This window comes from uncultured Cetobacterium sp., from assembly GCF_945952365.1.
Classification (GTDB): Bacteria; Fusobacteriota; Fusobacteriia; order Fusobacteriales; family Fusobacteriaceae; genus Cetobacterium_A.
The window spans coordinates 19,004-43,300 of the sequence record NZ_CAMFHX010000001.1 but is presented as its reverse complement, the minus strand read 5'-3'; the positions used below and the strand labels follow the sequence as shown (position 1 = coordinate 43,300).

The following is a 24,297-nucleotide window of genomic DNA, read 5'->3' as shown; positions in this document are numbered from 1 at the left end:
GAAAGATAATTTTATTCAATAGAGGAGGCTTCAACTAATGAAGGAGTTTATAAAAAATGAAAAGGTTTTAGCTTTATTAAGAAAGGCGATGGAAAATAAAGTAATAAGCTATGAAGAGATTAATAGTGAATTAAGTGCAGATTTCCCGCCCGAAAGAATAGAGTTTTTAATAAATGGTATGACAGAACAAGGAATTAAAATTGTTTCTGGTACACCTGCAAAAAAGCAAGAAAGTCCTAAAAGAAAAGAAGAAGATAAAAAAGATACAAAAAAAATTATAACTCCAATAATAAAGAGACCTGTTGTTGAACTTGAGGATGATGATGAGGATGACGATAAGGTAAAAGATTACTCTGAAGATTTTGGATTTAATCCAGATGAGATAGAGGAAGTTAGTGAAGACGATTTAGTAAATGATGATTTGTTTAGTATCACTGGTGAGATGGAAGTTGATGAACCTATAAAGATGTATTTAAGAGAGATAGGGCAGATTCCATTATTAACACATGAAGAAGAGTTAGGATATGCAAAAGCAGCTTTAGAGGGGGATGAATTCTCTCAACAACAACTGATAGAGGCAAACTTAAGACTAGTTGTAAGTATTGCTAAAAAGCATACTAATAGAGGATTAAAGCTTCTTGATTTAATACAAGAAGGAAATATCGGACTGATGAAAGCTGTTGAGAAGTTTGAATACAGTAAAGGATATAAATTCTCAACTTATGCAACTTGGTGGATTAGACAAGCTATAACAAGAGCTATAGCTGATCAAGGAAGAACAATCCGTATACCAGTTCATATGATTGAAACTATAAATAAAATAAAGAAAGAAGCTAGAATATACCTTCAAGAAACAGGAAAAGATGCTACTCCAGAAGTTTTAGGAGACAGATTAGGTATGGAAGTTGACAAAATTAAGAGTATCCAAGAGATGAACCAAGATCCTATATCATTAGAAACTCCAGTAGGAAGTGAAGAGGATAGTGAATTAGGAGATTTCGTAGAGGATAACAAAATGCAAAATCCATATGAATTAACAAATAGAACTCTACTTAGAGAACAGTTAAATGACGTTTTAAAAACTTTAAGTAGCAGAGAAGAGCAAGTTTTAATCTTCAGATATGGATTAAATGATGGTGCTCCAAAAACTTTAGAAGAGGTTGGAAAAATCTTTAAAGTAACAAGAGAGAGAATCAGACAAATCGAAGTAAAAGCACTTAGAAAATTAAGACATCCAAGTAGAAGAAAAAAATTAGAAGATTTTAAAGTATAAAAATATGGGGGAGAGTTATGCCCCCATTTTATATTAATTAAGATAAAGGGGAAAAAATGAAAGTAAGAGTATTTGAAAAAGAGATATTAACTAATTGTATTGAAGAGAAAGATTTTATAAAGTTTTTAAAAGATAATCCTGGATTAAAATTAGAAATTGATAATATAGATGTTAGAAAAGAAGAGAAAGTTGAAGATAACAACTATGTTGTAGAAGGAATTGTAGGAGAGTATTTAGAAGAGATATCTTACATTCAACATTTACAAAAAGAAGAGATTGAAAAATTATTAGAAACTTTAGATGAAGAGGAAAGTATTCATACTTTAACAGAGGGAAATTTAAGAGAGGTTGCAAATATAGCATTTGACTATTTAGTAGCTGGAATAGATTACTTAGATTTAATGCAAGAGGGAAGTATTGGAATAATTAAAGCTTTAGATGAATATAGACCATCAAATGGAGATTTATTAGAGTATCTTAAATTATGGATTAGAAGAGAGATGTTACTATTTATAGATGAAAAAGTAGAAACAGAAAAGCATATGTATAAAGGATATTTCTTAAAGAGAAAAGAGGAAGTTCTTGAGCATGAGATAGTAGCTGCATTAGAAGAGGATGAAGAGGTTGAAGCTATTCCAGCAGAGGAAAGATCTGAGATTATAGAGGAAAAAATAAATGAACTTCAAGAATTAGATTACACATCTGTACCAAAGAAAATATCTCATACAGAGGAAGAGATATTAAAAAGATACTATGGATTAGTTGGAGATAAAAGAGAGTCATTATTTGAAATTGAAAATGCTTTAGATTTAAAAAGAGGAGAGGGAGAGCAACTATTTGAGGGGGCTTTAACTAAGATATCTTTAGGAGGAGGAAGAACCTTAAAGATATGAAACTAAGTAAACTTATAAATTTTTTAGAAGAGAAATTTCCGAAATATTTAGCAGAAGAGTGGGATAATGTCGGATTGTTAGTAGGAAAAAGAGATTCAGAGGTGGAAAGAGTACTGCTATCTTTAGATATAACAGAAAAGGTAATTGATAAGGCTATAGAAATAGGAGCTAACTTAATTATAACTCATCATCCAATGATATTTAAACCTTTAAAAAATATTACTGGTGATACTTTAACAGGAAAAAAAATTATAAGATTAATAGAAAATAAAATTTCGGTTTATTCAATGCACACTAATTTAGATTCTTCAAAATCAGGATTAAATGATTTTTTAGGAGAAACTATTTTAGGATTGAAGGATGGAAAAATTTTAGACTCTTCGGAAAAAAATGGAATAGAATATGGAATAGGTAGAATCTATAAGCTGAATGAAGTTTTGTCAATTGAAAAATTGTCAGAAATATTGAAAGAAAAGCTAGGGTTAGATAGTATAACTGTAGTGAAAGCAAACGAGATAAAAGGTATTAAAAAAATAGCTTTAGTAAGTGGTTCTGGAGCATCGTACTGGAGAAAAGCTAAAAAATTGGGTGCTGGAGTTCTAATTACAGGAGATGTAAAATATCATGAAGCTATGGATGCAAAAGAGGAAAACTTTAGTCTAATTGATATTGGACATTTTGAAAGTGAATGGGTTTTTTCAAATTTATTAGAAGACGTATTAACGAAAGAGTTTGAAATAGAGATAACAATCTTTAACGATGGCCCAATTTTTGAAAAAATGTAAGGAGAACATAGGGATGCTAAAAAAAGTAACATTAGGTGCATTATTTCTTTCGACTTTGGTCCTTGGGAAAATAAATGATTATAGAAATGTTTTTTCAGAAGAGAGTAAAACTAATTTATCAAATTTAGTTCAGACTTTTCAAAAAGAAACTGGAAAAAAATTGTATTTAAATACATTAGAAGATAACGAAGGATTTGAAGCTGAAGAACAAGAAAAAACAGTGATTGTAAATTTAATAAAAAATAAAGAGAATGAAAATGGTGTTTTAAAAGTTCAATTAAAAATATCTCAGGATTTAAATCCTGATGAAATATCTTCAGATTTATCACTACTTTTAACGAATGTAGAGGAGACTGTAACAGAAAAAGATGAAGCTACTGTTGCAACAACTCTAATAGAGGGATTACAAGATGTGTTTGTAAACGCATCTGAAAATGAAGAGGATAGTAAAGATTTAGAACAGTTTTCACTAGGTAGTAAGGTATTTTTAGGAATTGTGTTGACAATTTTAGTATTATCTATTAGAATAATACAGGTAAAAAGAAAAAAGAGAAAATACAAATTTAATAAACAATAGGTATTAGAGTTAATCGCTTGCATTAGCAAGAGGAAAGTCCGGGCTCCATAGAGCAAAAGGGTAGCTAACGGCTACTAAAGGAAACTTTAAGGAAAGTGCCACAGAAAATGGACCGCTACTTCGTGTAGTAAGGGTGAAACGGTGGTGTAAGAGACCACCAGTTCTTTAGGAGACTAAAGAAGCTAGGTAAACCCCCTTTGGAGCAAGACTAAATAGGAGAGAAACAGGGGCTGCTCGTCCTCTCTCAGGGTAAGTTGCTTGAAGCTATAAGCAATTATAGCTCTAGATAAATGATTAATTAATACAAAACCCGGCTTATTTAATGCCTATTAAAAAAAAGAAAAGAGTCAAGAAATTTTAACAAATTCCTTGGCTTTATTTTTTATAAAAAATCTTATTAGGAGAAGTATAATATGAAAAAAATGAAACTTGTAGTAGGTGTAATATTATTAACATTAATCGGTTGTACTCCTTTAGAAAAAAAGCAAAGTGAAGAGGAACGTATTTTGTTGCCAACAGTTTCGAGAGAAGCTCATGATGTAACGATATCTACAATGTCAGAAGGGCAATTTATACCTCAAACAGATATAATACATACAGGGCAAAATGTAGCCATAGCTGAAAATGCTGTGACAGAAGTAAAGTTAAATGGAATAGATCAAGTGAATATAGCAAAAAAACAAGTAAGAAATAAATTGGCATATAATGGTTCTTCGACAACACCATTTACAGGATCATTTGCAGCGGTTGTAGGTGTACATAAACACTATCTTGAAGAGTACAAAGATGGAAAACTAAATGGATATAAAATCTGGTATTCAGAAGCAGGTAGAGTTGGAATGAGAGAACCGTATGTAGATGGAGTTAGAAATGGAGTTCAAGAAACATACTATAGAAACAATGGAAAAATTCGTTCAAAGATAACATATTCAGGTGGAAGAGTTTCAGGTCCAATGAGTTGGTATGATACTAAGGGTAATATGATTTATCAAGAAGATTTTAAAGGTGGAAATGGAGAATGGATAGCTTACTGGGATAACGGTCAAGTTAGAGAAAAAGGAAGACTAGCAAACGGATTAGCAAATGGAGAATGGAGATATTTCACACAAAAAGGTGAATTAGAAAAAGTTACTATTTTTAGAAATGGATCGCCAACTTCACAAGAATGGCATAAATAAATTAGTTGACAAACAATAAAAAAAATGATAATATATACAGTAGATTAAGCTTGGATAAGGTCGTCAGCAACCGAATCTAGCGATCTTTATACTTTTGGAGGTGTTAGAATGTACGCAGTTATAAAAACTGGAGGAAAACAGTACAAAGTTGCAGTAGGTGAAGTATTAAGAGTTGAAAAACTAAATGCTGAAGTTAACACAACTGTAGAATTAACGGATGTTCTTTTAGTATCAAACAATGGAGAGGTTAAAGTTGGAACTCCTGTTGTTGAAGGTGCTAAAGTAGTAGCAGAGGTTGTAGCTCAAGGTAAAGGAGCAAAAGTTGTTAACTTCAAATACAAGCCAAAAACTGGATATCACAGAAAGAAAGGTCATAGACAACTTTTCACTGAGATCAAAGTTACAGCAATCAATGCATAATTAATTTATGACAAAGATTGAAGTATTTAAAAAAAGTGGCAAAGTAGTTAGATACAGAGCCAATGGTCATGCAGAATATGCAGAGTATGGACATGATATTGTTTGTGCAGCAATTTCGATGGCAATGCAGTTTCCTTTAGGAGGATTGCAAGAGGTTTTGGATATTACTCCAAAATTTGAAATTGACTCTGATGGGTACTTAGACGTTGATATGAGAGGAATGGAATTTTCTCATAAGGAAAAAGAAGTTCATGTATTATTAGATACAATGGTATTAATGTTGAAAGAACTATCTAAGGGTTATCCTAAACACATAAAGCTTGTAGAGAAGGAGGAAATTTAGATGCTATTTACATTAAATATACAATTATTTGCGAAGAAAAAAGGACAAGGTTCTGTTAAGAACGGAAGAGATTCTAATCCAAATTACCTTGGAGTTAAAAAGTATGATGGAGAAGTTGTAAAAGCTGGAAACATCATCGTTAGACAAAGAGGAAACAAATTCCACGCTGGAAACAACATGGGATGTGGAAAAGATCATACTCTATTCGCATTAATCGATGGATACGTAAAGTTCGAGAGATTAGGAAGAGACAAGAAGCAAGTTTCAGTTTACGCTGAAAAAGCTAACTAAGATTCTTTTAAAGAAGAGATTTAAAAATCTCTTCTTTTTTTCATATCCAAATATTTTAAAAGAGAAAATAGTATAAAAAAATTTAGAAATAAAAAAACGGGTCTTTTAAAAACCCGTTTAATTTTATTAATCGTTAAGTTTAAGTACAGATACGAATGCCTCTTGTGGAATCTCAACGTTTCCAATTTGTTTCATTCTCTTCTTTCCTTCTTTTTGCTTCTCTAAAAGTTTCTTCTTTCTTGAGATATCTCCACCATAACACTTAGCAAGAACGTTCTTTCTATATGCTTTGATAGTTTCTCTAGCTATAATCTTAGCTCCTAAAGCAGCTTGAATAGGTACTTCGAACTGTTGTCTAGGAATGATCTCTTTTAATTTCTCACAGATTGCTCTTCCTCTAGAAGCAGCATGATCAGTATGAGCGATGAACGAGAACGCATCCACAGGATTTCCAGAAACAAGAATATCTACTTTAACAAGTGAAGCTTCTTTATATCCGATCATCTCATATTCAAATGATGCATAACCTTTTGTTCTTGATTTTAATTTATCATAGAAATCAATTACAATCTCTGCTAGTGGTAACTCATAAATTACCATAGTTCTATTGTCATCGATATATTTCATATCGATATATGTTCCTCTTTTTTCTTGGCAAAGTTCCATAACGTTTCCAACATAATCTTTAGGAGTAAGAATACTTCCTTTTATGTATGGTTCTTCAATTATGAACTTAGATTTTCCACCTTCTGGGAAATCACAAGGGTTATCAATAACATAAGTTTCTTTAGCTTCTGGAGTGATTCTATACTCAACTGATGGAGATGTAGAGATTAAATCTATATCATACTCTCTTCTAAGTCTTTCTACAATAATTTCCATATGTAATAATCCTAAGAATCCACATCTGAATCCAAATCCTAGAGCAAGAGATGTCTCAGGAACAAATGTTAATGAAGCATCATTTAATTGAAGTTTTTCTAAAGCTTCTCTTAAATCTTCATAATCATCTGTAGATAGAGGATATAATCCAGCAAATACCATTGATTGAGCTGGTCTAAATCCTTCTAATGGCTCAAGACAAGGTCTTTTAGCATGAGTTATAGTATCTCCAACTTGTGTATCTTGAATTGTTTTGATACCAGTTATGATATATCCAACTGATCCAGAGCTTAATTCAGGTTGTTCTTTCTTAGTAGGAGCGAAGATTCCACACTCAAGAATGTCAAACTCTTTTCCAGTTGACCAAATTTTGATTTTGTCACCTTTTTTGATACATCCATCAAGAACTTTAACATAAGTTATAACTCCACGGTAGTCGTCAAATAGTGAATCGAAGATCATAGCTTTTAATGGAGCTTCTTCGTCGAATGTAGGAGCAGGAACTCTCTCTACAATTGCCTCTAATAAATCCTCAATACCAATACCAGCTTTAGCTGAAACTAAAACTGCATCGTCAGCAGGTAATCCAATAATATCCTCAATTTCATTTTTTACCTTATCTACATCAGCAGCAGGTAAGTCAATCTTGTTGATAACAGGTACGATATCAAGATTGTTTTCTAATGCTAAGTAAACGTTAGCAAGAGTTTGAGCCTCAACACCTTGAGCAGCATCTACAACAAGTAGTGCTCCTTCACATGCTGATAAAGAACGAGATACCTCGTATATAAAGTCAACGTGACCTGGAGTATCAATTAAGTTTAATTCATAATCATTACCATCTTTTGCTTTATATTTTAAAGTAACCGCTTGAGCTTTTATCGTAATTCCTTTTTCTCTTTCTAGCTCCATTGAGTCTAGTAGCTGTTCTTTCATTTCTCTCTCAGTAACTGTTCCAGTAGCTTGAAGTAGTCTATCAGCTACAGTAGATTTACCGTGATCTATATGTGCTATAATTGAAAAGTTTCTTTTAAATTTTTGTAACACAATATCCTCCTCTAAATATATTTCTTCACACTATATTATAAAAGAATTATCAAAAAAAATCAATCTAAATTAAATAATAGCTTGACTTTATAAAGGATTTTGGAATATTATTAAAGTACATTAAAAAAAATTAAGGGGGATTATTAAAGATGATCTTTGGACAATTAAATGAATTAAAATTTTATAAGGGAATTTCTCAAGGTTTAGATGCAGCAATAGAAGCTATTGAGAATGGAAGTTATAAAAACGGGGTTTTAGGAAAAAATGAAATAGACGGTGACAATGTATTTTTTAACCTTCAAGAGTGTAAAACTAAGATTTTAGAAGAGTGCTTCTTTGAATGTCATAAAAAATATATTGATATACATGTTGTAATCGAAGGAGAAGAGGGAATCGGATATTCATTAAAAGATTCGCTAAAAGAGAAAAGTGAGTTTAATGAAGAGTCAGATTTTGGAGTTTTAGAAGGTGTAGAGGAGTACAGAATGAATATGACTAAGGATAATTTCTTAGTAGTATTCCCAGATGAGCCTCATATGCCATTAATTGCAAAAAATAATGAACCAACAGAATTAAAGAAAGTAGTATTTAAAATAAAATACTAAGAAGAAGGGTAGAGATGGAGCAAATTAATAAAAAACTGTTTTTATGGATTAGTTTATTAGCACTTTTAGGTGGAGGGATGAATGCATTTGCAATTTTACAATTCTCTTTAACAGTAAGCCATATAACAGGAAGTGTAACTAGAATCTCTACGGACTTAGCTTACTCAAACATACCCCACCTTAAAATAATGCTAGGTTTAGTGGTTTCGTTTTTCAGTGGAGCGATAGTTTCTGGTATTATGATAGGGTCGGGTAGAGATTTTGAACTTAAAAAGAGATATGGAGATACCTTCATATTTATTGGTATTTTATTGAAGATTATAGATATATATCTTTATGATAAAATTATATTTGCATTTGTTCTTGCTTTTTCTTTAGGATTACAAAATGGTTTATTTATACGTTATAAAGGAATGGTAATTAGAACTACTCATATGTCTGGAACAGTTACTGACTTAGGTGTCGTTATTGGTCACTATTTAAGAGGTAATAGAGAGATAATGTGGAAGATGAAATATTATGCTATAAATATTCTTTCTTTTATAACTGGAGGATTATTAGTCGGTTTAGGATTAAAATATTTAGGTAGAAATGTATTAAATTACATGTCATTAGCATATGTTTTGAGTGGTATTTACTATTTTTTATTAAGAGATAGATATTATAAAACGAAAAGGTAGGAGAAAAGATGGAGAAGTATTTTATAACAGAAGATGAAAAAAAAGAGGTAATTGAAAAATATCCAACTCTTGAATGTGAGCACTCAATAGGAATGCTAGTAGGAGAAGATTACATGTCGATAAAGTGTAAACTTTTAACAGGAACGTGTACTTATAAATCAGGAGCTAAAAATGAATATAAAAACTGTAAAATGCTAAATAGATAGTAAAAGATACTTATAGTGAGGTGGACAAGTGGATATAAAAACTCTGTATTCTGCGGGAATGAATTTTGATGCTTTTATGGGAACTGGAATTAAAAGTGAAAGAGATAGAATTCCTAAAAATTATTCAAGAATAGAAATGGCTAAAGAAGAGGTTGAGACTGTAAAAAATATTGAGAAGAAAATAAATTTTTTAGTTGCAGGAGAGCCTTGGTGTATGGATTTTCAATTGAATGTGACAGTGTTAAAAAAGTTTTGTGAGTTAAATCCAAATTTTGATATGGCTGTAATAACTAAAGCTAGAGGTGAAAAATTTTTAAAACCTTTAATGGAAATAGAGGAGTTTAAAGTTCCGTTTATTGTTCCTTTAAGTGAAGAGTATGAGGTTTGTGGAGATATTTTTGTAGAAAGACCTAAAGAGATAAAAAAACATGTCTACGAAGATGTAAAAATGGATTATTTAAAAGGACAGTATCTGAAAGAGACTGTAAAAGATTTAATAGGTATGATAACAAAAAAGTAGATGCTATTTAGCATCTACTTTTTTCATATCTTCATAGTAGTTTCTCATACTTGCTTTATTATAATTAAAGTTTTCAATTTTTTTACTAATTCCAATTCCATCTATTTTATAGACTAAGGGAACTACAGGGTTATCTTTTAAAATAATCTCTTGAATCTCTTTATAGTATAGTTTTCTTTTTTCTGAATCTATAGTAGAACGAGCAAGATCAATTTTAGCATCTAACTCAGGATTGTTATAAAATGAACGATTTCCCTCTGCACCAATAGAGTTAGAGTGGAAGAGAGTACTTACAACAGTATCGATATCACTTACTCCTAAAATCCAAGTTGTAAGTAAAATATCATGTGCTCCTTCTGAAGTTCTCTTTAAGAAAGTTCCCCATTCAACAATTTCAATAGTAGATTCAATTCCAATCTCTTTTAAATTAGCTTGTATAATTTGAGCTATTTGAACTCTTACAATATTTTCACTAGTCCATATTTTAAGAGGTGGAACTTTTTTTTCAGATTTGATAATGTTTTGAGCAGTTTCAATATCTCTATTAAAAGGTGTCAAATCTTGTGAACTACCAAAGATGTTAGGATTTATAGGTGAAGTTGCTACAGAGCCTCTATTAAGGAAAATAGCCTCTAAAATACCCTCTTTATCAATAGCCATGTGAATTGCTTTTCTAATATTTTCATTATCTAACCCATCTTTTGTAACATTTAGAACCATAAGTTCAGTTGTAGTTGTGGTTTTGTGTAAAAGATTTAATTCAGGACTTTTTTCTACGATATTAAAATCGATAGGAGATATTGCGTAGATAACATCTACTTCACCAGTTTCTAAAGCAGCTAAACGGCTAGTATTTTCAGTTATAATTTTAAAAGTAAGACCGCTATTTTTAGGAGCTCCTTTGAAGTAATCTTTAAAACTAGACATTACAATTTTGTCCCCATCTCCCCAGTTTGTTACCATATATGGCCCTGTTCCTAAAGGTTTTAAAGCAACGTTGTTTCCAGATTCGACATATTTTTTATTCATAATCGCAGCTATAGGCAGAGTTAAATTTGCTAAAAAAGGAGCAGATGGTTCTTTTAGAGTTATAAGAACTTTTTCATCTTTTGTTTTATCAACACTCTTGATATCTTTTAAGATAACTCTACTTCCAGGTTTTTGAAGCATTCTTTCTAAACTAAATATAACGTCATCAACATTCATAATCTCTTCGTTATGAAACTTAACATCTTTTCTAATTGTAAAAAGAATCTCTGTTGGTGATATATATTCAAAAGATTCAGCTAACTCAGGAGTTGGAACTCCCTTGTCATCAAGAGTTACTAAAGTATTAAATATATGCTCGGTTATTCCTAAAGTTGGAAACTCGTTGAAAGTATGTGGATCTAAAGATTTAGGCTTTGAACCTTGGGCAACTATAATATTATTTTTTTCATTTGAAAAAGTATTTATATTAAAATATAAAATATTTAAAATAAATAATAAAGTAAAAAGTTTGTTCATCAAATCCTCCCCTAAAGATTAAATAAAATTATTATTGTAAGATTCCAAGATGTAGATTGTAATAGAAACCTTTATTGTTTATCAGTTCTTCATGATTTCCTTTTTCAACAATTCCATCATCCTTTAAAACAACTATTGTATCTGCATTTTTAATAGTTGATAATCTATGCGCCACAACAATAGTTGTACGATTTTTAGAAAGTTCATCTAGTGACTCTTGGATAAGTTGTTCTGTAATGTTGTCTAAAGCTGATGTAGCTTCATCAAGAATTAGAATAGGTGGATTTTTAAGGAAAATTCTACCAATTGCAATTCTTTGTTTTTGACCACCAGATAATTTAACACCTCTTTCACCAACTTCAGTATCATATCCATTTGGAAGAGTTTCAATAAAGTCGTGAATATTAGCTTTTCTAGCAGCGTCGATAATCTCTTCATCTGTAGCTTCAGGCTTACCAATTACTAGATTTTCTCTAATTGTACCTGTAAATAGGAATGGATCTTGCTGAACAATTCCAATACTTTGTCTCAGTGAATCAATTTTAAAATCATATATACTTTTAGAATCAATTTTAATATCTCCACTGTTGATATCATAGAATCTAGGAATCAGATTACAAATAGTTGTTTTACCTCCACCTGATGGACCAACAAGAGCTAACTTTTCACCAGCTTTTATATTTAAAGAGAAATTCTTTAAAATGTTTTTCTCATCATGACTGAAATATATATTTTCAAAAGAGATTTCACCTTTTACATTTTCTAAGTTTGTTGCATTAGAAGAATCTTTTTCGATATCCTCATCTAGCATCTCTTTGAAACGTTTAAATCCACTCATTCCATTTTGATATTGTTCAACAAAACCAACTAACCTTTTGATAGGTTGACTAAAAATTCTAATGTAAAGTAGATAAGCTAAGAAGTCACCGAAATTAATTTTACCTTGATATGTAAAAATTGCTCCGAAAACTAAAACAAGATAATCTAACATATCAGTGAAGAATGTCATCCCTGAAACATATTCAGCCATAACTTTATAGGCTCCTTCACGAGCTTTTTTAAATTCAATATTACTTTTTTTAAATTTTTGTAGCTCCTCTTCTTTGTTGACAAAAGCTTTTGAAACTCTAATTCCACTGATACTGTTTTGTAAAGTTGAGTTAATAGCTCCAATTTTTTCACGAGTTTCAGAGAAAGCATCTGTCATCTTTTGTCTTCTATTTAGCGTGAACCAGACAATAAACGGTATAACAGAGAATACAATTAGTGTTAAAGGGATATTAATATTTAGAAGTAAGAAGAATGACCCTAAGATCATGATAATAGATATAAATAGATCTTCAGGACCATGGTGAGCTAACTCTGAAACCTCCTGTAGGTCGTTTACAATTCTCGACATGATACTTCCAGTCGCAGTGTTATCAAAGTATTTGATAGGAAAGTTTTGAAGTTTAGCATAGACATCTCTTCTCATATCCCCCTGCATTCTAACTCCAACAACATGTCCCCAGTAATTCATAAAGAAATTACAAACAAGCTTGATAAAGTATATTCCTAAAAGAGTTACACCTAAAGTGACAATAGCTCTATAGTTTTTATTTGGAATATAGTTATTTACAGCAGCTCTACTCAGCATAGGGTATATTAAATCACAGGCTGAAACTGTTATAGCAGCAAGTAAATCTAAAAAAAATAGTTTTTTATAAGGTTTATAGTAACTTATAAATTTTTTTAACATTTAAAACCTCCAATATTTAGTAATTTTATTACACAATATAATTTTAAAAGAAAAGTATATAAAAGTCAAAGAATATTAAAATAATCCACAATAAAAAAAGAGTTCCGAAGAACTCGTTATAATTATATACATTTAAATTCTTTTAAAATATTTAAAAAATATTCTACACCATGTGTTAAAGCTTTGTTATCAAAATCAAATCTATTGTTATGAAGAGCACAAACATATCCGTTTTCTTCATCTCTAACACCAACAAGAGCTAGAAGTCCTGGGGTTCCATTTTGAGAGTAGAATGAAAAATCTTCTGACCCACTTAAAGAGATATCAGTAAAAACAGTTTTTCCATCTAATACATGAAGAGCGTGTTCAAATAGTTTTTTGTCATTGATAACAGGAGGATAAAACGGTTCAAAATACATATTGATATCTACATCAAAAGCAGTTTCAAAACCAGAGTTTATTTTTTCCATTCTTTCTTTTATAAATGGAATTAAAGATATATTTTCTAATCTAATTGTTCCAAGCATATTCACACTGCCAGGAATAATATTCCGAACTGTTCCAGCATGGAAAGCCCCTATAGTCAGAAGGAAATGCTCATATGATGGAATGTTTCTAGATTTTATAGATTGGTATGCTTCTACAAGTTTAGCACCGATTAGAATTGAATCAACTCCTTTGTGTGGTTGAGCACCATGACACCCTTTACCATTTAAAGTGATATCTAAATTTATATTTTGAAGAGAAACGCATCCAGATTTAACAGCGAACTCTCCAACTTTAATTTCAGGATAAACATGAAGTGCAAAAATAGCTTCGATTTTCTTAGATTTGTAATAATCATCAGCAACAATAAAACGAGCCCCACCCGCTCCTTCTTCTCCAGCTTGAAATATGAAAACTAAAGATTTTTGTAATTTAACACCTGAGTTTATTAACTTTTTTATCTCCTGGATAAATGTTAAAAGCATTGCAGCATGACCGTCATGTCCGCAAGCGTGCATCATACCATCAACTTTAGATTTAAATGGATTGTTACTCTCCTCTTTTAAAGGCAAAGCATCTATATCAGCTCTGAAAGCCAAACAAGAATCAATTGTACCAGGAATAAAAGCTACAGTACTCGTTCCAATAGAATGATACTCAACACATTCCTCATCTAAAACTTTTCTAATATACTCAGAAGTTTTAAATTCATGTAGTGCTATTTCAGGTATTGTATGAAGATAATTACGATGTGTATTAAGATTGTTTAACATAAAATCACTCCCCAAAAATTTATAGTTAAATTAATATCATAATTTATAAAATTTGTCACGAATTAAAAAAAATATAAAAAAACTTGCATTTTATTTTTTAAAATGTTACTATTCATTCAATTTAAGAGAATTTTAAGGTAGAGGCGCAAGCGACAAGAGTAAGTTAGTAGAGCTAGACAGAGCACTGAAACTAAATGAAAGGGAAGTTTGCCGAAATAAAGGTTATGTCAAAAACTTTTATTGGGTATATAGATAATATCTATATAACTGTCATTAGTATATCTAATGTTGTGCTATCCGTTATTTGTAATATTATAAAATTTACAAAAAACTGCCTATTTTATTTTTATGGGGCAGTTTTTTTATTTAAAAAGGAGCGGAGAGAATGTTACAGTTAAGTAGAGTGAATGAAGTTTTTAGCTTTTTAGGTCCAGTGACCGATTTTTTATGGGAGTTTCCAAGAAATTTTGAGTTTTACAAAAATATCCCTTTAATAGGAAACTTTACATTAGCAATATTATTGTTAATGGGATGTGGGATGTATTTCACGATGAGATTAAAATTTGTTCAAATAAGATATTTTAAGAAAAGTTTACAGATTTTAAAAAATAAGAGTAGCAACCAAGTTGGGATATCTCCAATGGCGGCATTTTTATTGAGTAGTGCAACAAGAATAGGTCCTGGAAATATAATGGGTGTTACAGGAGCGGTATTAGCAGGAGGACCAGGAGCACTATTTTGGATGTGGGTGAGTGCATTCTTCGGAATGGCGACAAGTTTTGTTGAAGCAACACTTGCACAGATATTTAAAGAAAAAAATGAGGATGATTATGTAGGAGGAATAGCATATTATGGAAGAAAACTTTTAAATAATAGTAAGTTAGCAGGGGTAGTAATAGCAGGATCGTATATCTTTTATGCTCTATTTACTCTTCCATCACAAGTTTTCCATATGTTTACAGCATTTGGAAGCTTAGCAGGTCAGATTACAGGAGCAGCTTATACTAGAACAGATAACGTCTATATAGTTATAGGAATATCTATAATTATATTTACCTTTGGAATAATTTTTGGTGGAATAAAAAGAGTTGCAGCAGTAACGGATTTTATAGTACCAATAATGGCAGTATTATATTTTGGAGTGGCTTTATTCTTGATAGCTTTGAATTTAGATAAAGTTCCATATTTCTTTTCAGCTGTTTTTAAAGGAGCTTTTAGTCCATCAGCTTTATTCGGAGGTTCAATAGGTATAGCCTTACAACAGGGAATAAAAAGAGGGTTGATGTCAAATGAAGCAGGACAAGGAACAGTAACTATGGCAGCAGCGGCAGCAGATGCAAAGCATCCAGTAGAACAAGGGTTTGTTCAACAGTTTGGAGTTTTTATAGATACATTTGTAATCTGTACAATTTCAGGTTTTTTAGTAATTATAGCAAGTATATGGAATTTAGATACTCATAACTTTGAGGTTTTAAGAAGTGATAAGTTAGGATATTTTATAGAATCATTAAAGGTACTATCACCAGCATCACTAAATGGAATTATTCAATTTATAGTTTCTCTGTGCTATGGGATGTTTGCATTTTCGACTATACTAGGAATGATTGCATTTATAGATATATCGGCAACTGAGATATGCAGAAAAAAGATATTTTTAATCTCAATGAAACTGATATCGTCTCTGATATTTATTCCATTTGGGGTTATGTGTGTTTGGTCGGGATTAGAGTTAGATAATATTTGGGTAATAAGTGATTTTACAAATTTAGTTATGGTATTTATAAATGTACCATTAATATTATTAGGATTTAATTTTGCAGAAAAATCATTAAAAGAGTATGAATTAAATCAATAAGTTAATTTATAAATTGTACTGAATAGGAGGAGTGGGATGAAGTTTTTAGGAAGTATGAAAAATGTAGATGGTGTTTTAGAAATAGGTGGTATTTCAGTAAAAAAATTAAAAGAAGATTTTGGAACACCTTTGTATATATATGATTTAGAGTTACTACAAAAGAAAATTAGAGATATAAAAAACTCATTTAAAAGTGAAAAATTTAATACAACTGTTGTGTATGCTTCTAAAGCGTATCTTTCAAAAGGAATGGCTCAAGTTATAAATAGAGAGGGGTTACATATAGATGCTGTTTCAGCAGGAGAGTTATACACAATTCTTTCATCTGGATTTCCTTCAAAAAGAGTTCATATGCATGGAAACAATAAATCTTTAGAAGAGCTGAATATGTGTGTAGAACGTGAGATAGGAAGTATAATTTTAGACAACAGATTTGAAGCTGAAAAAGTAGCTCAGATTTGTAAAAGAGTAGGAAAAAAGATGGATGTTATGTTGAGGCTAAATATTGGAATAGATGCACACACTCATGAATATATAAAAACAGCAAAGCATACTTCAAAGTTTGGAGAATCAATTTTTGATAAAGAGATAGAAAATATTGTAAAAGATATTGTTGAAAAGAAAGAGCTGAATTTTTTAGGCTTTCATTGCCATATAGGTTCACAGATTTTTGACGAACTTGCTTTTTGTGAAGGTGTAAAAACAATGGTTCAATTTACAAAAAAAGTTTCAGAGAAGTTAGATATTAAAATTCCAGAAATAAATATCGGTGGAGGATTCGGAGTTAGGTATACTGAAGAGGACACAGATGCTGATTTAAAAAAGATGATGAAAAAAATTATTATCTCTTTAGAGGAGAATCTACTAGCAGAAAACTTATCAGTTGAGAATGTGATAATAGAACCAGGGCGTTCAATAGTTGCAGCAGCAGGAAGTACTCTATACACAGTTGGAGGAGAGAAGAAAACTTTTGGTGGAGAAAAATATGTCTTTATAGATGGGGGAATGACTGATAATATCAGACCAGCTTTGTATAGTGCTAAATATGAAAGTGTTGTTGCCAATAGGTTAAATGAAAGTAAAAAAGAGTTAGTAACAATAGCTGGAAAATGTTGTGAATCAGGGGATATAATAGCTAAGAATACAAAGTTAGGAAAGTGTTCAGAGGGCGATTTAGTATTAGTTAGTTGCACAGGAGCTTATGGACATTCAATGAGCAGTAATTATAATAAAGCTTTAACACCAGCTGTAGTTTTTGTAAAAGATGGAAAGAGCTATTTGGTTTCAAAAAGAGAAAGTTACGAAGATTTAATAAAAAATGATTTCGATTTAATTGAAAGTATTTAGGGAGAAAAAATGGATATACAGAAGTTAAAGTTTGAAGCAGATAAAATAAAAGATTGGTTAATTGAAGTGAGAAGAGATTTTCATAAACATCCAGAATTAGGAACTCAAGAATATCGAACTCATGATAAGATATGTGAATATTTAAAAGAGCTGGAAATACCTTACAGAACCTCATTCAATACGGGGGTTATAGCTGATATAGCAGGAGAGAACTCAAATATTACAATAGCGTTAAGAGGAGATATAGATGCACTACCTATTTTAGATATGAAAACAACAGAGTATTCATCTAAAATTAAAGGTGTTTGCCATGCTTGTGGTCATGATGTACACACAACTGTGGTATTAGGAGTTGCAAAATATTTTTATGAAACAAAAACAAAACCTCCTGTGAACCTTAGATTAATATTTCAACCAGCCGAAGAGACTGTTGGTGGAGCAAAACCAATGATAGAGGATGGAGCTTTAGATGGCGTGAATGCTGTTTATGGATTACATGTAGATGACACAATAGATATAGGTAAAGTTGGAATTAAGTATGGAGCTATGAATGCTTCATCAGATACTTTGAAAATTAAAATTAGTGGGACGAGTTGTCATGGAGCATACCCAAGCCGAGGAGTGGATGCACTTCTTATAGCTTCTCATGTGGTTATAGCACTTCAAAGTATAGTAAGTAGAAATTTAGATGCTAGAGAAAGTGGTGTAATTACAATTGGAACAATAAATGGCGGAACAGCTGGGAATATTGTTGCAAACGAGATTGAGCTGAAAGGGACATTGAGAACTTTAAATCCTGAAGTTAGAGAGAGAATGAAAAAAAGAATAAAAGAGGTAGTAGAAGGAATTCCGTTAGCTTTTGGTGGAGAGGGAAAAATTGAGATAGAACCTGGATATACCGCTTTGATAAATCATGATAAAAATGTAGAGATTATTAAAAAAAGTGCAATAGAGTTATTTGGAGAAGAGAGTATCCATGAAAAAAAGGTAGCTAATATGGGTGTTGAAGATTTTTCATATTTCATTGAAAAAACAGAGGGTGCATTTTTTACAATAGGAATTAGAAACTCAGATAAAAATATAGTTGTACCAGCTCATAATGGAAATTTTGATATAGATGAAGAAGCGATTTTAAATGGTGTAATGATGCAGATTTTAAATATTTATAATACAAAATAAAATTTTAAAAAATCAAAGAAAAAGAGAATTCTTTTAGTAATATATCTTAGAGAATATAAAGTTAAAAGGAGAAAAACTATGAAAAAGATTTTAATTGTATTAAGTTTAATTGTTTCATTAGTATCTTTTTCTGCTGAAATATTAAATGAGTCAGTCAATGAACCAAACAATGAAAATAGTACACCAGTTATTCAAAATGTTTCTGTATCTGATGTGGGAAATGAAGAGTTTATAATAAGTGTGATGGGGAGTTTAGAATCTGATCCAGATATAATGGAGAAGATGAATGAGATAGGTGAGATAGTTGATTCAGAAGTTGCAAAAGAGAATCCAGATTGGGTAAAGGTAGAAAGATTATACAATGAACTTTCAGTTTATACAAATAAGGTTTCTGTAAATATGATGAGAACATTAAAAGAGGGTGGGTTAGAGAAAAGTGAGCCTAACTTTGAGCAAGAGATGAATAGCGAAATGGTTTCAGATATGTTTTTAGATCAGGATATACCAGCTAATCCTGTGGATGAAAGCGAGATTATGGAAGCGATAAAAAAAGGTATGACAGCAAAAGAGATTGCTCGTATGGAGGAGATTAGCGGTAAAATATCAGCAGAGATAGAACTACCAAATCCAAACTGGGAGCAAGTAGAGAATGACTATAACGAGCTATCTAAATATACAAATAAAGTGACAGTGATAATAATGCAAGTAGAGAAAAAAAGAAATGGAGTTCAGTAGAACTCCATTTCACATTTTTTGTATTATAAATTACTATCCAAGAGCTACATCTAAAAACATCATAAGTGCAAAACCGAACATAACACCAATAGTACCAGAGTCATCATTTTTAACCTCTTTTGCTGTTGGAATAAGCTCTTCAGCAACAACATATATCATAGCACCAGCAGCAAAAGCAAGAGCATACGGAAGTAAAGATGTCATTTTAATAACAAAAATAGCTCCTAAAACACCTGCGATAGGTTCAACTATCCCAGATGCTTGGCCATACAGAAAAGCTTTCCATCTACTCATACCATCTCTTCTAAGAGGAATAGAAACAGCAGCTCCTTCTGGGAAGTTTTGAAGTCCAATTCCAAGAGCAAGAGTGATAGCAGAAATTAAAGTACTAGAATCACTTCCTGTTACAGAGAGTGCACCAAAAGCTACCCCAACAGCAAGCCCCTCTGGAATATTGTGAAGAGTGATTGCTAGAACTAAAAGAACACTTCGTCTTAGTTTTGTTTTAATTCCTTCTGCTTCAGATGTTTCTTTATTTAAGTGAAGATGAGGCAGAAATTTGTCAACACACCAAAGAAAGCCACCTCCTAAAAGAAAACCGATTAAAGCTGGTTTCCATCCAGGAAGACCAATCTCTATTGCCAGCTCAATAGCAGGGTTAAGTAGTGACCAAAATGAAGCTGCAATCATTACTCCAGAAGCAAACCCAAGCATTCCGTTTAAAACTTTTTGGTTTATAGTTTTAAAGAAAAAAACCATAGCAGAACCAAGCATAGTAACAAAGTATGTAAAAAAAGTAGCTAAAAAAGCTAATAAAATAGGATTCAATTCCTTTAAATATTCAAGCATAAAAAACCTCCTGTTAACTGTAGAATAAATTGTATACTTAATTTGTATTTTAAGTCTTTTGTTTATTATATACTTAATTGTACTATATAGCTATAAATTTCCCTTTTATTAAAAGGAATTTATAGAGTTATTTATAATAATACGTTACACACCGTTACTACAGGAGGAAAAAAATGATTGATTTTAAAAATATAAATATAATGGTAGGAATTGCAGCTCTTTTTTCAACAGTATCTATAAACTCTTACGGAGATGGAGTAAAAGAGATATCAAAAATACAAAAAGAAAGAAAGTATAGATTAGAGTCAGAGGAAAAAATTTATAGTGTGTTGACACCAATAGAAAAGGTTGTTCCAGAAAATTTTAGAGGATATAAAGAGTATGATGAATATGCACATAGTTTAATGATGTCGACTAGTTCTCAAATATTTTTAACAAATGATGTAGGGAATAACTTTGTGATTTATATGATACCACATCATGAGGCAGCGATAGTATCGAGTATTGGCGTTTTAAAATATACCGTAGACGGAAAGATTAAAGAGTTAGCTGAAAGGATTATAGAAGTTCAAAAGAAAGAGGTTGAAATGATGCAAACTCTTTTAGAAGAGGGCGAGTTAAGAGGAAATGAAAATACAGAATTTTTAAAAAAAATACAAAATATAAATATGGAGAAAATGAATGTAGATTTTTATAATTCACTTGGGAATAACTCTGAAGATATAAGTGAATATTATTTGAGGTCGATGATACCACATCATGAGATAGCTTTAGAGATGGCTAAGGAATACTTAAAATATGGTAGTAATCAGGAGTTGATTAAATTAGCACAGAAAATTTTACTAGCTCAAGAAGAGGAGATAAAAGAGATTGAAATATTATTGAAAAATAGAGAAAAAGCAGGAGGTTAGTTCCTGCTTTTTTATGCTTTTGATAAAATTACAATTGATTCATAAGCTCTTAATTTTAAAATTTTATTTGTTAAAAGAGTCTCTTTATAATTTCCTATTAAAACTGTTTTTCCTACAAACTCCTCGGGAATCTCAATTTCAGTTTCGGCTTCATAAAAATTATTTACTACTAAAAGCTTTTCATCATTTAATTGACGAGTATATCCAAAAATTTTAGAGTTATTTTCATACATTGGAGCGAATATTCCATGAGATATAACTTTGTAATTTTTTCTCAATTCAATCAATTTTTTATAGTAATAAAATACTGAATCTAAATCATTCAAACTATTATCTACATTGATATCTTCATAATTTTTTGAAATATCTATCCATGATGTTCCTTTTGAAAAACCAGCATTCAATGAGTTAGTCCATTGAACTGGAGTTCTGCTATTATCTCTTGATTTTTGATCTAAAATCGCTATTGCTTCTTCTACTGTTTTTCCTTTTTGAAGAAGTATTTTGTAGTTGTTTAAAGATTCAACATCTCTATACTCTTCAATAGTTTCAAAATGAGGATTTATCATTCCTATCTCCTCACCTTGATAAATATACGGTGTTCCTCTTAGCATATGTATTGCTGTTGCTAGCATCTTTGCAGATTCTTTTAAATACTTTTCACTTCCAAATCTTGAAACTATTCTTGGCTGATCGTGGTTACACCAAAAAACAGCACTCCATCCATCTCCTTTTTGCATCTCTAGTTGCCACTTAAATAATAACTCCTTCAGTGCAGCAAAATCCATTTTTCCTAAAGCCCACTTATCTCCATTTGGATAATCAACTTTTAAGTGATGGAAATTAAACACCATCGATAACTCTTCATTCTCTGGTTTTGTGTATTCAATGCAATGAGGAATTGTTGTTGATGACATCTCTCCTACAGTCAAACTTCCTGGGTGCTTTCCAAAAGTATTAGCTGTTAACTCCTTTAAAAATTCATGTACTCTTGGCCCATCTGTATAAAATTTCCTACCGTCAGAAGTTGCAGTTTTATAATCATCATTTAAAAAACTTTGTTCTTTAGAGATTAGATTTATAACATCTAACCTAAATCCATCAACACCTTTTTCTAGCCAAAAATTTATCATCTTATAGATATCTTTTCTTAACTCAGGATTTTCCCAATTAAGATCAGCTTGAGTCACATCAAAAAGATGAAGATAATATTTACCTAGCGACTCTACAAATTCCCAAGCATTTCCACCAAATTTTGAGTTCCAATTAGTTGGGGGTGTATTTGGTTCACCATCTTTCCAGATATAATAATTATGATATCTGTTTTCTGGACCTTTCAAAGCTTCTTTAAACCAGAAATTTTCAATTGAAGTGTGATTAATAACCATATCCATTATTAACTTCATTCCTCTTTTATGTGTTTCTTTTAATAACTCTTCAAAATCGTTCATATTTCCAAAAATCGGATTAATATTATAATAATCTGCTATATCGTATCCATTATCCATCATTGGTGAAACATACATTGGAGTTGTCCATATAACATCAACACCTAAAGATTTTATATAATCCAACTTGCTGATAATACCTTTTATATCACCAATTCCATCTCCATTACTATCACAAAAACTTTTTGGATATATTTGATAAACACTTGAACTTTTCCACCAATCTTTTTTTAACATATTTTCCTCACTTTATTTTTACTTTTTATTTTTTATTAAATTACTTTTATTTAAAACGTACGTTGCTATAATCGGTACTATAAAAGCTATTAACATAGCTATAATATAGTTAATCCAAAACTTTGGTTGAATTGCTAAAAATGCGGGCAATCCTCCAATACCAATAGAGTTTGCTAAAACTCCTGTTAAAGTTGAATATACTGCTGCTAAAGCTGAACCTATTAAAGCTCCATAAAATGGATACATAAATCTTAAATTTACTCCAAATAGAGCTGGTTCTGTTACACCTAACCAAGCTGAAATTGCAGATGATAAAGATAGTGATTTTAATTTTTCATCTTTTCTATTTAAAAACATCATCGTTACCGCCGCTGAACCTTGAGCAATATTGCTTAGCGCAATCATTGGCCAGATCATTGTTCCTCCTTGAGCAATCAATTGTAAATCGACAGCTAAGAAAGTGTGATGAACACCTGTTATAACTAGAGGAGCATAAAACATTCCAAATAAAATTGCTCCAAACACTCTAAATGGCCCAGTTAAAAGAACGTTAAATATCGCTGCTATATAATTTCCCAATTCACGTGATATTGGACCTATGACTAAATATGATAAAATTAATGTTGTCAGTAAAACTAAAAATGGAAGTAATATCATTTTTAAAATTTCTGAAAAATACTTTTTCAAATATATCTCCATCTTTGCCATAAATATCCCGGCTAACATAGCTGGTATAACTTGAGCTTGATAACCTACTTTCTCTATAGTTAAAAATCCAAAATCCCAGAAAGGAACTGCATTTATTGCAGCTGCAGTTGCATATCCATAAGCATTCATAAGTTGAGGAGAAACTAAGGTAATTCCCAATACAATCCCTAATATCTCGGTTCCACCATATTTTTTTACCGTAGACCAAGTCACCCCAACTGGTAAAAAGTGAAATATAGCTTCACCTAAAATCCATAAAAAACTATGTAGTTCTGCTAACTTTGGATTTAGACTTGTTAATGTCTGAGTCCCATCTCCAAAAATAGCTAAATCTCCAATTATATTTCTAAAACCTAAAATCAATCCACCTGTAATTATTACAGGAAGCAATGGTGTAAATATCTCTGCAAAACCACCTACAACTTTTTGAAGTCTCCCCATCTTTTGATTAGCAGCTACTTTAACTTCATCTTTTGTAGCTTCAGATATTTCTGCAACAGTAAGAAAATCTTTATACAAATCTTTAACTGCATTTCCTATTATTATTTGAAATTGTCCAGATGTTGAAAAAGAACCCTTTACTAACGATAAATTTTCTAACTTTGTTTTTTCTACCAAAGTTTCATCTTTTAAAATCAATCTCAATCTAGTTATACAATGTGTTGCACTAATTATATTATTTTTTCCACCGATTAATTCCAAAATCTCTTTTGATTCCCTCTCATATTTTCCCATATTACCCTCCATGATTTAAAAAAACAATATTTCAATCTCTTATTGAACATATAATATTAAATTTTCATTCTTTTGTCAACAACTTGTTTA

The 24,297-nt window shown here is 31.0% G+C and carries 24 protein-coding genes, 1 other RNA gene and 1 riboswitch; of the genes, 18 read left to right on the top strand and 7 right to left on the bottom strand.

Features of this window, described 5'->3' with window-relative positions; translation table 11 throughout:
- Positions 1-37 precede the first annotated feature (37 nt).
- The 9 genes from rpoD (at position 38) to rpmA (ending at position 5,760) form a co-directional block, all read left to right on the top strand.
- Positions 38-1,273 carry an RNA polymerase sigma factor RpoD gene (gene rpoD / locus Q0O83_RS00225; RefSeq protein ID WP_294092901.1) on the top strand — a complete coding sequence of 412 codons (1,236 nt, stop codon included), beginning with the start codon at positions 38-40 and terminating at the stop codon, positions 1,271-1,273.
- Positions 1,274-1,329: 56 nt separating this feature from the next.
- The gene (locus tag Q0O83_RS00220; protein WP_294092899.1) at positions 1,330-2,166 is read left to right on the top strand and encodes a sigma-70 family RNA polymerase sigma factor; all 837 of its coding nucleotides are present in this window, start codon (positions 1,330-1,332) and stop codon (positions 2,164-2,166) included.
- Positions 2,163-2,951 (top strand): Nif3-like dinuclear metal center hexameric protein, encoded by a 789-nt coding sequence (locus Q0O83_RS00215; protein WP_294092897.1) that lies wholly within the window; start codon positions 2,163-2,165, stop codon positions 2,949-2,951. The genes Q0O83_RS00220 and Q0O83_RS00215 overlap by 4 nt, the downstream gene beginning before the upstream one ends.
- A gap of 13 nt (positions 2,952-2,964) precedes the next feature.
- Positions 2,965-3,528: a hypothetical protein gene (locus Q0O83_RS00210; protein ID WP_294092895.1), complete on the top strand. Its 564-nt coding sequence runs from the start codon at positions 2,965-2,967 to the stop codon at positions 3,526-3,528.
- An RNA gene (rnpB, locus tag Q0O83_RS00205) (RNase P RNA component class A) lies at positions 3,525-3,862 on the top strand. The genes Q0O83_RS00210 and rnpB overlap by 4 nt, the downstream gene beginning before the upstream one ends.
- A gap of 79 nt (positions 3,863-3,941) precedes the next feature.
- Positions 3,942-4,706, top strand: a complete 765-nt coding sequence (locus Q0O83_RS00200) for a hypothetical protein (protein ID WP_294092893.1) — start codon at positions 3,942-3,944, stop codon at positions 4,704-4,706.
- A gap of 108 nt (positions 4,707-4,814) precedes the next feature.
- Positions 4,815-5,126 (top strand): 50S ribosomal protein L21, encoded by a 312-nt coding sequence (rplU, locus tag Q0O83_RS00195; protein ID WP_047381508.1) that lies wholly within the window; start codon positions 4,815-4,817, stop codon positions 5,124-5,126.
- Positions 5,127-5,133: 7 nt separating this feature from the next.
- A complete protein-coding gene (locus Q0O83_RS00190; RefSeq protein WP_294092891.1) occupies positions 5,134-5,469 on the top strand; it encodes a ribosomal-processing cysteine protease Prp in 336 nt (111 codons plus the stop codon).
- Positions 5,470-5,760: a 50S ribosomal protein L27 gene (rpmA, locus tag Q0O83_RS00185; RefSeq protein WP_023049937.1), complete on the top strand. Its 291-nt coding sequence runs from the start codon at positions 5,470-5,472 to the stop codon at positions 5,758-5,760.
- 126 nt (positions 5,761-5,886) lie between these two features.
- Here the strand turns inward: rpmA and lepA are convergent, their stop codons facing one another.
- Positions 5,887-7,689, bottom strand: a complete 1,803-nt coding sequence (lepA, locus tag Q0O83_RS00180; RefSeq protein WP_294092888.1) for a translation elongation factor 4 — start codon at positions 7,687-7,689, stop codon at positions 5,887-5,889.
- A gap of 149 nt (positions 7,690-7,838) precedes the next feature.
- Here lepA and Q0O83_RS00175 point away from each other — a divergent pair, with 149 nt between their 5' ends.
- Genes Q0O83_RS00175 through Q0O83_RS00160 form a run of 4 tightly spaced genes read left to right on the top strand, consistent with a single transcriptional unit; the run spans position 7,839 to position 9,700 of the window.
- Positions 7,839-8,294, top strand: coding sequence for a YhcH/YjgK/YiaL family protein (locus tag Q0O83_RS00175; protein WP_294092886.1), 456 nt, complete (start codon positions 7,839-7,841; stop codon positions 8,292-8,294).
- A 14-nt stretch (positions 8,295-8,308) separates the two neighbouring features.
- Complete coding sequence (locus tag Q0O83_RS00170) at positions 8,309-8,974, top strand: YoaK family protein (protein ID WP_294092884.1); 666 nt, start codon at positions 8,309-8,311, stop codon at positions 8,972-8,974.
- Positions 8,975-8,982: 8 nt separating this feature from the next.
- Positions 8,983-9,180 carry a hypothetical protein gene (locus tag Q0O83_RS00165; RefSeq protein ID WP_294092882.1) on the top strand — a complete coding sequence of 66 codons (198 nt, stop codon included), beginning with the start codon at positions 8,983-8,985 and terminating at the stop codon, positions 9,178-9,180.
- 28 nt (positions 9,181-9,208) lie between these two features.
- On the top strand, positions 9,209-9,700 hold the full coding sequence (locus Q0O83_RS00160) for a thioredoxin family protein (protein ID WP_294092880.1): 492 nt from the start codon (positions 9,209-9,211) through the stop codon (positions 9,698-9,700).
- Between the two features lie 3 nt (positions 9,701-9,703).
- Here Q0O83_RS00160 and Q0O83_RS00155 read toward each other — a convergent pair whose 3' ends face one another.
- The 3 genes from Q0O83_RS00155 to Q0O83_RS00145 all read right to left on the bottom strand — a co-directional run bounded on the left by Q0O83_RS00155 (position 9,704) and on the right by Q0O83_RS00145 (position 14,203).
- Positions 9,704-11,206, bottom strand: coding sequence for an ABC transporter substrate-binding protein (locus tag Q0O83_RS00155; RefSeq protein WP_294092877.1), 1,503 nt, complete (start codon positions 11,204-11,206; stop codon positions 9,704-9,706).
- A gap of 31 nt (positions 11,207-11,237) precedes the next feature.
- Entirely contained in the window at positions 11,238-12,944 is a 1,707-nt protein-coding gene (locus Q0O83_RS00150) for an ABC transporter ATP-binding protein (protein ID WP_294092875.1), read from the bottom strand.
- Between the two features lie 122 nt (positions 12,945-13,066).
- Entirely contained in the window at positions 13,067-14,203 is a 1,137-nt protein-coding gene (locus tag Q0O83_RS00145; protein WP_294092873.1) for a M20 family metallopeptidase, read from the bottom strand.
- Positions 14,204-14,333: 130 nt separating this feature from the next.
- A riboswitch (Lysine riboswitch) is annotated at positions 14,334-14,507 on the top strand.
- 81 nt (positions 14,508-14,588) lie between these two features.
- Here Q0O83_RS00145 and Q0O83_RS00140 point away from each other — a divergent pair.
- The 4 genes from Q0O83_RS00140 to Q0O83_RS00125 all read left to right on the top strand — a co-directional run bounded on the left by Q0O83_RS00140 (position 14,589) and on the right by Q0O83_RS00125 (position 19,319).
- Positions 14,589-16,058: an amino acid carrier protein gene (locus Q0O83_RS00140; protein WP_294092872.1), complete on the top strand. Its 1,470-nt coding sequence runs from the start codon at positions 14,589-14,591 to the stop codon at positions 16,056-16,058.
- A 36-nt stretch (positions 16,059-16,094) separates the two neighbouring features.
- Positions 16,095-17,405 (top strand): diaminopimelate decarboxylase, encoded by a 1,311-nt coding sequence (gene lysA, locus Q0O83_RS00135; RefSeq protein WP_294092871.1) that lies wholly within the window; start codon positions 16,095-16,097, stop codon positions 17,403-17,405.
- 9 nt (positions 17,406-17,414) lie between these two features.
- Positions 17,415-18,584 (top strand): amidohydrolase, encoded by a 1,170-nt coding sequence (locus Q0O83_RS00130; protein ID WP_294092869.1) that lies wholly within the window; start codon positions 17,415-17,417, stop codon positions 18,582-18,584.
- Positions 18,585-18,662: 78 nt separating this feature from the next.
- Entirely contained in the window at positions 18,663-19,319 is a 657-nt protein-coding gene (locus tag Q0O83_RS00125; RefSeq protein ID WP_294092867.1) for a hypothetical protein, read from the top strand.
- Positions 19,320-19,352: 33 nt separating this feature from the next.
- Here Q0O83_RS00125 and Q0O83_RS00120 read toward each other — a convergent pair whose 3' ends face one another.
- Entirely contained in the window at positions 19,353-20,168 is an 816-nt protein-coding gene (locus tag Q0O83_RS00120; RefSeq protein WP_294092864.1) for a ZIP family metal transporter, read from the bottom strand.
- Positions 20,169-20,341: 173 nt separating this feature from the next.
- On the opposite strand from Q0O83_RS00120, the gene Q0O83_RS00115 reads away from it, so the two are divergent.
- Positions 20,342-21,079 carry a DUF305 domain-containing protein gene (locus Q0O83_RS00115; protein WP_294092862.1) on the top strand — a complete coding sequence of 246 codons (738 nt, stop codon included), beginning with the start codon at positions 20,342-20,344 and terminating at the stop codon, positions 21,077-21,079.
- Between the two features lie 11 nt (positions 21,080-21,090).
- Here the strand turns inward: Q0O83_RS00115 and treC are convergent, their stop codons facing one another.
- Together treC and treP are read right to left on the bottom strand one after the other, a co-directional pair.
- Positions 21,091-22,764, bottom strand: coding sequence for an alpha,alpha-phosphotrehalase (gene treC, locus Q0O83_RS00110; RefSeq protein WP_294092859.1), 1,674 nt, complete (start codon positions 22,762-22,764; stop codon positions 21,091-21,093).
- Positions 22,765-22,782: 18 nt separating this feature from the next.
- Positions 22,783-24,207, bottom strand: coding sequence for a PTS system trehalose-specific EIIBC component (treP, locus tag Q0O83_RS00105; protein ID WP_294092857.1), 1,425 nt, complete (start codon positions 24,205-24,207; stop codon positions 22,783-22,785).
- Between the last annotated feature and the right edge of the window lie 90 nt (positions 24,208-24,297).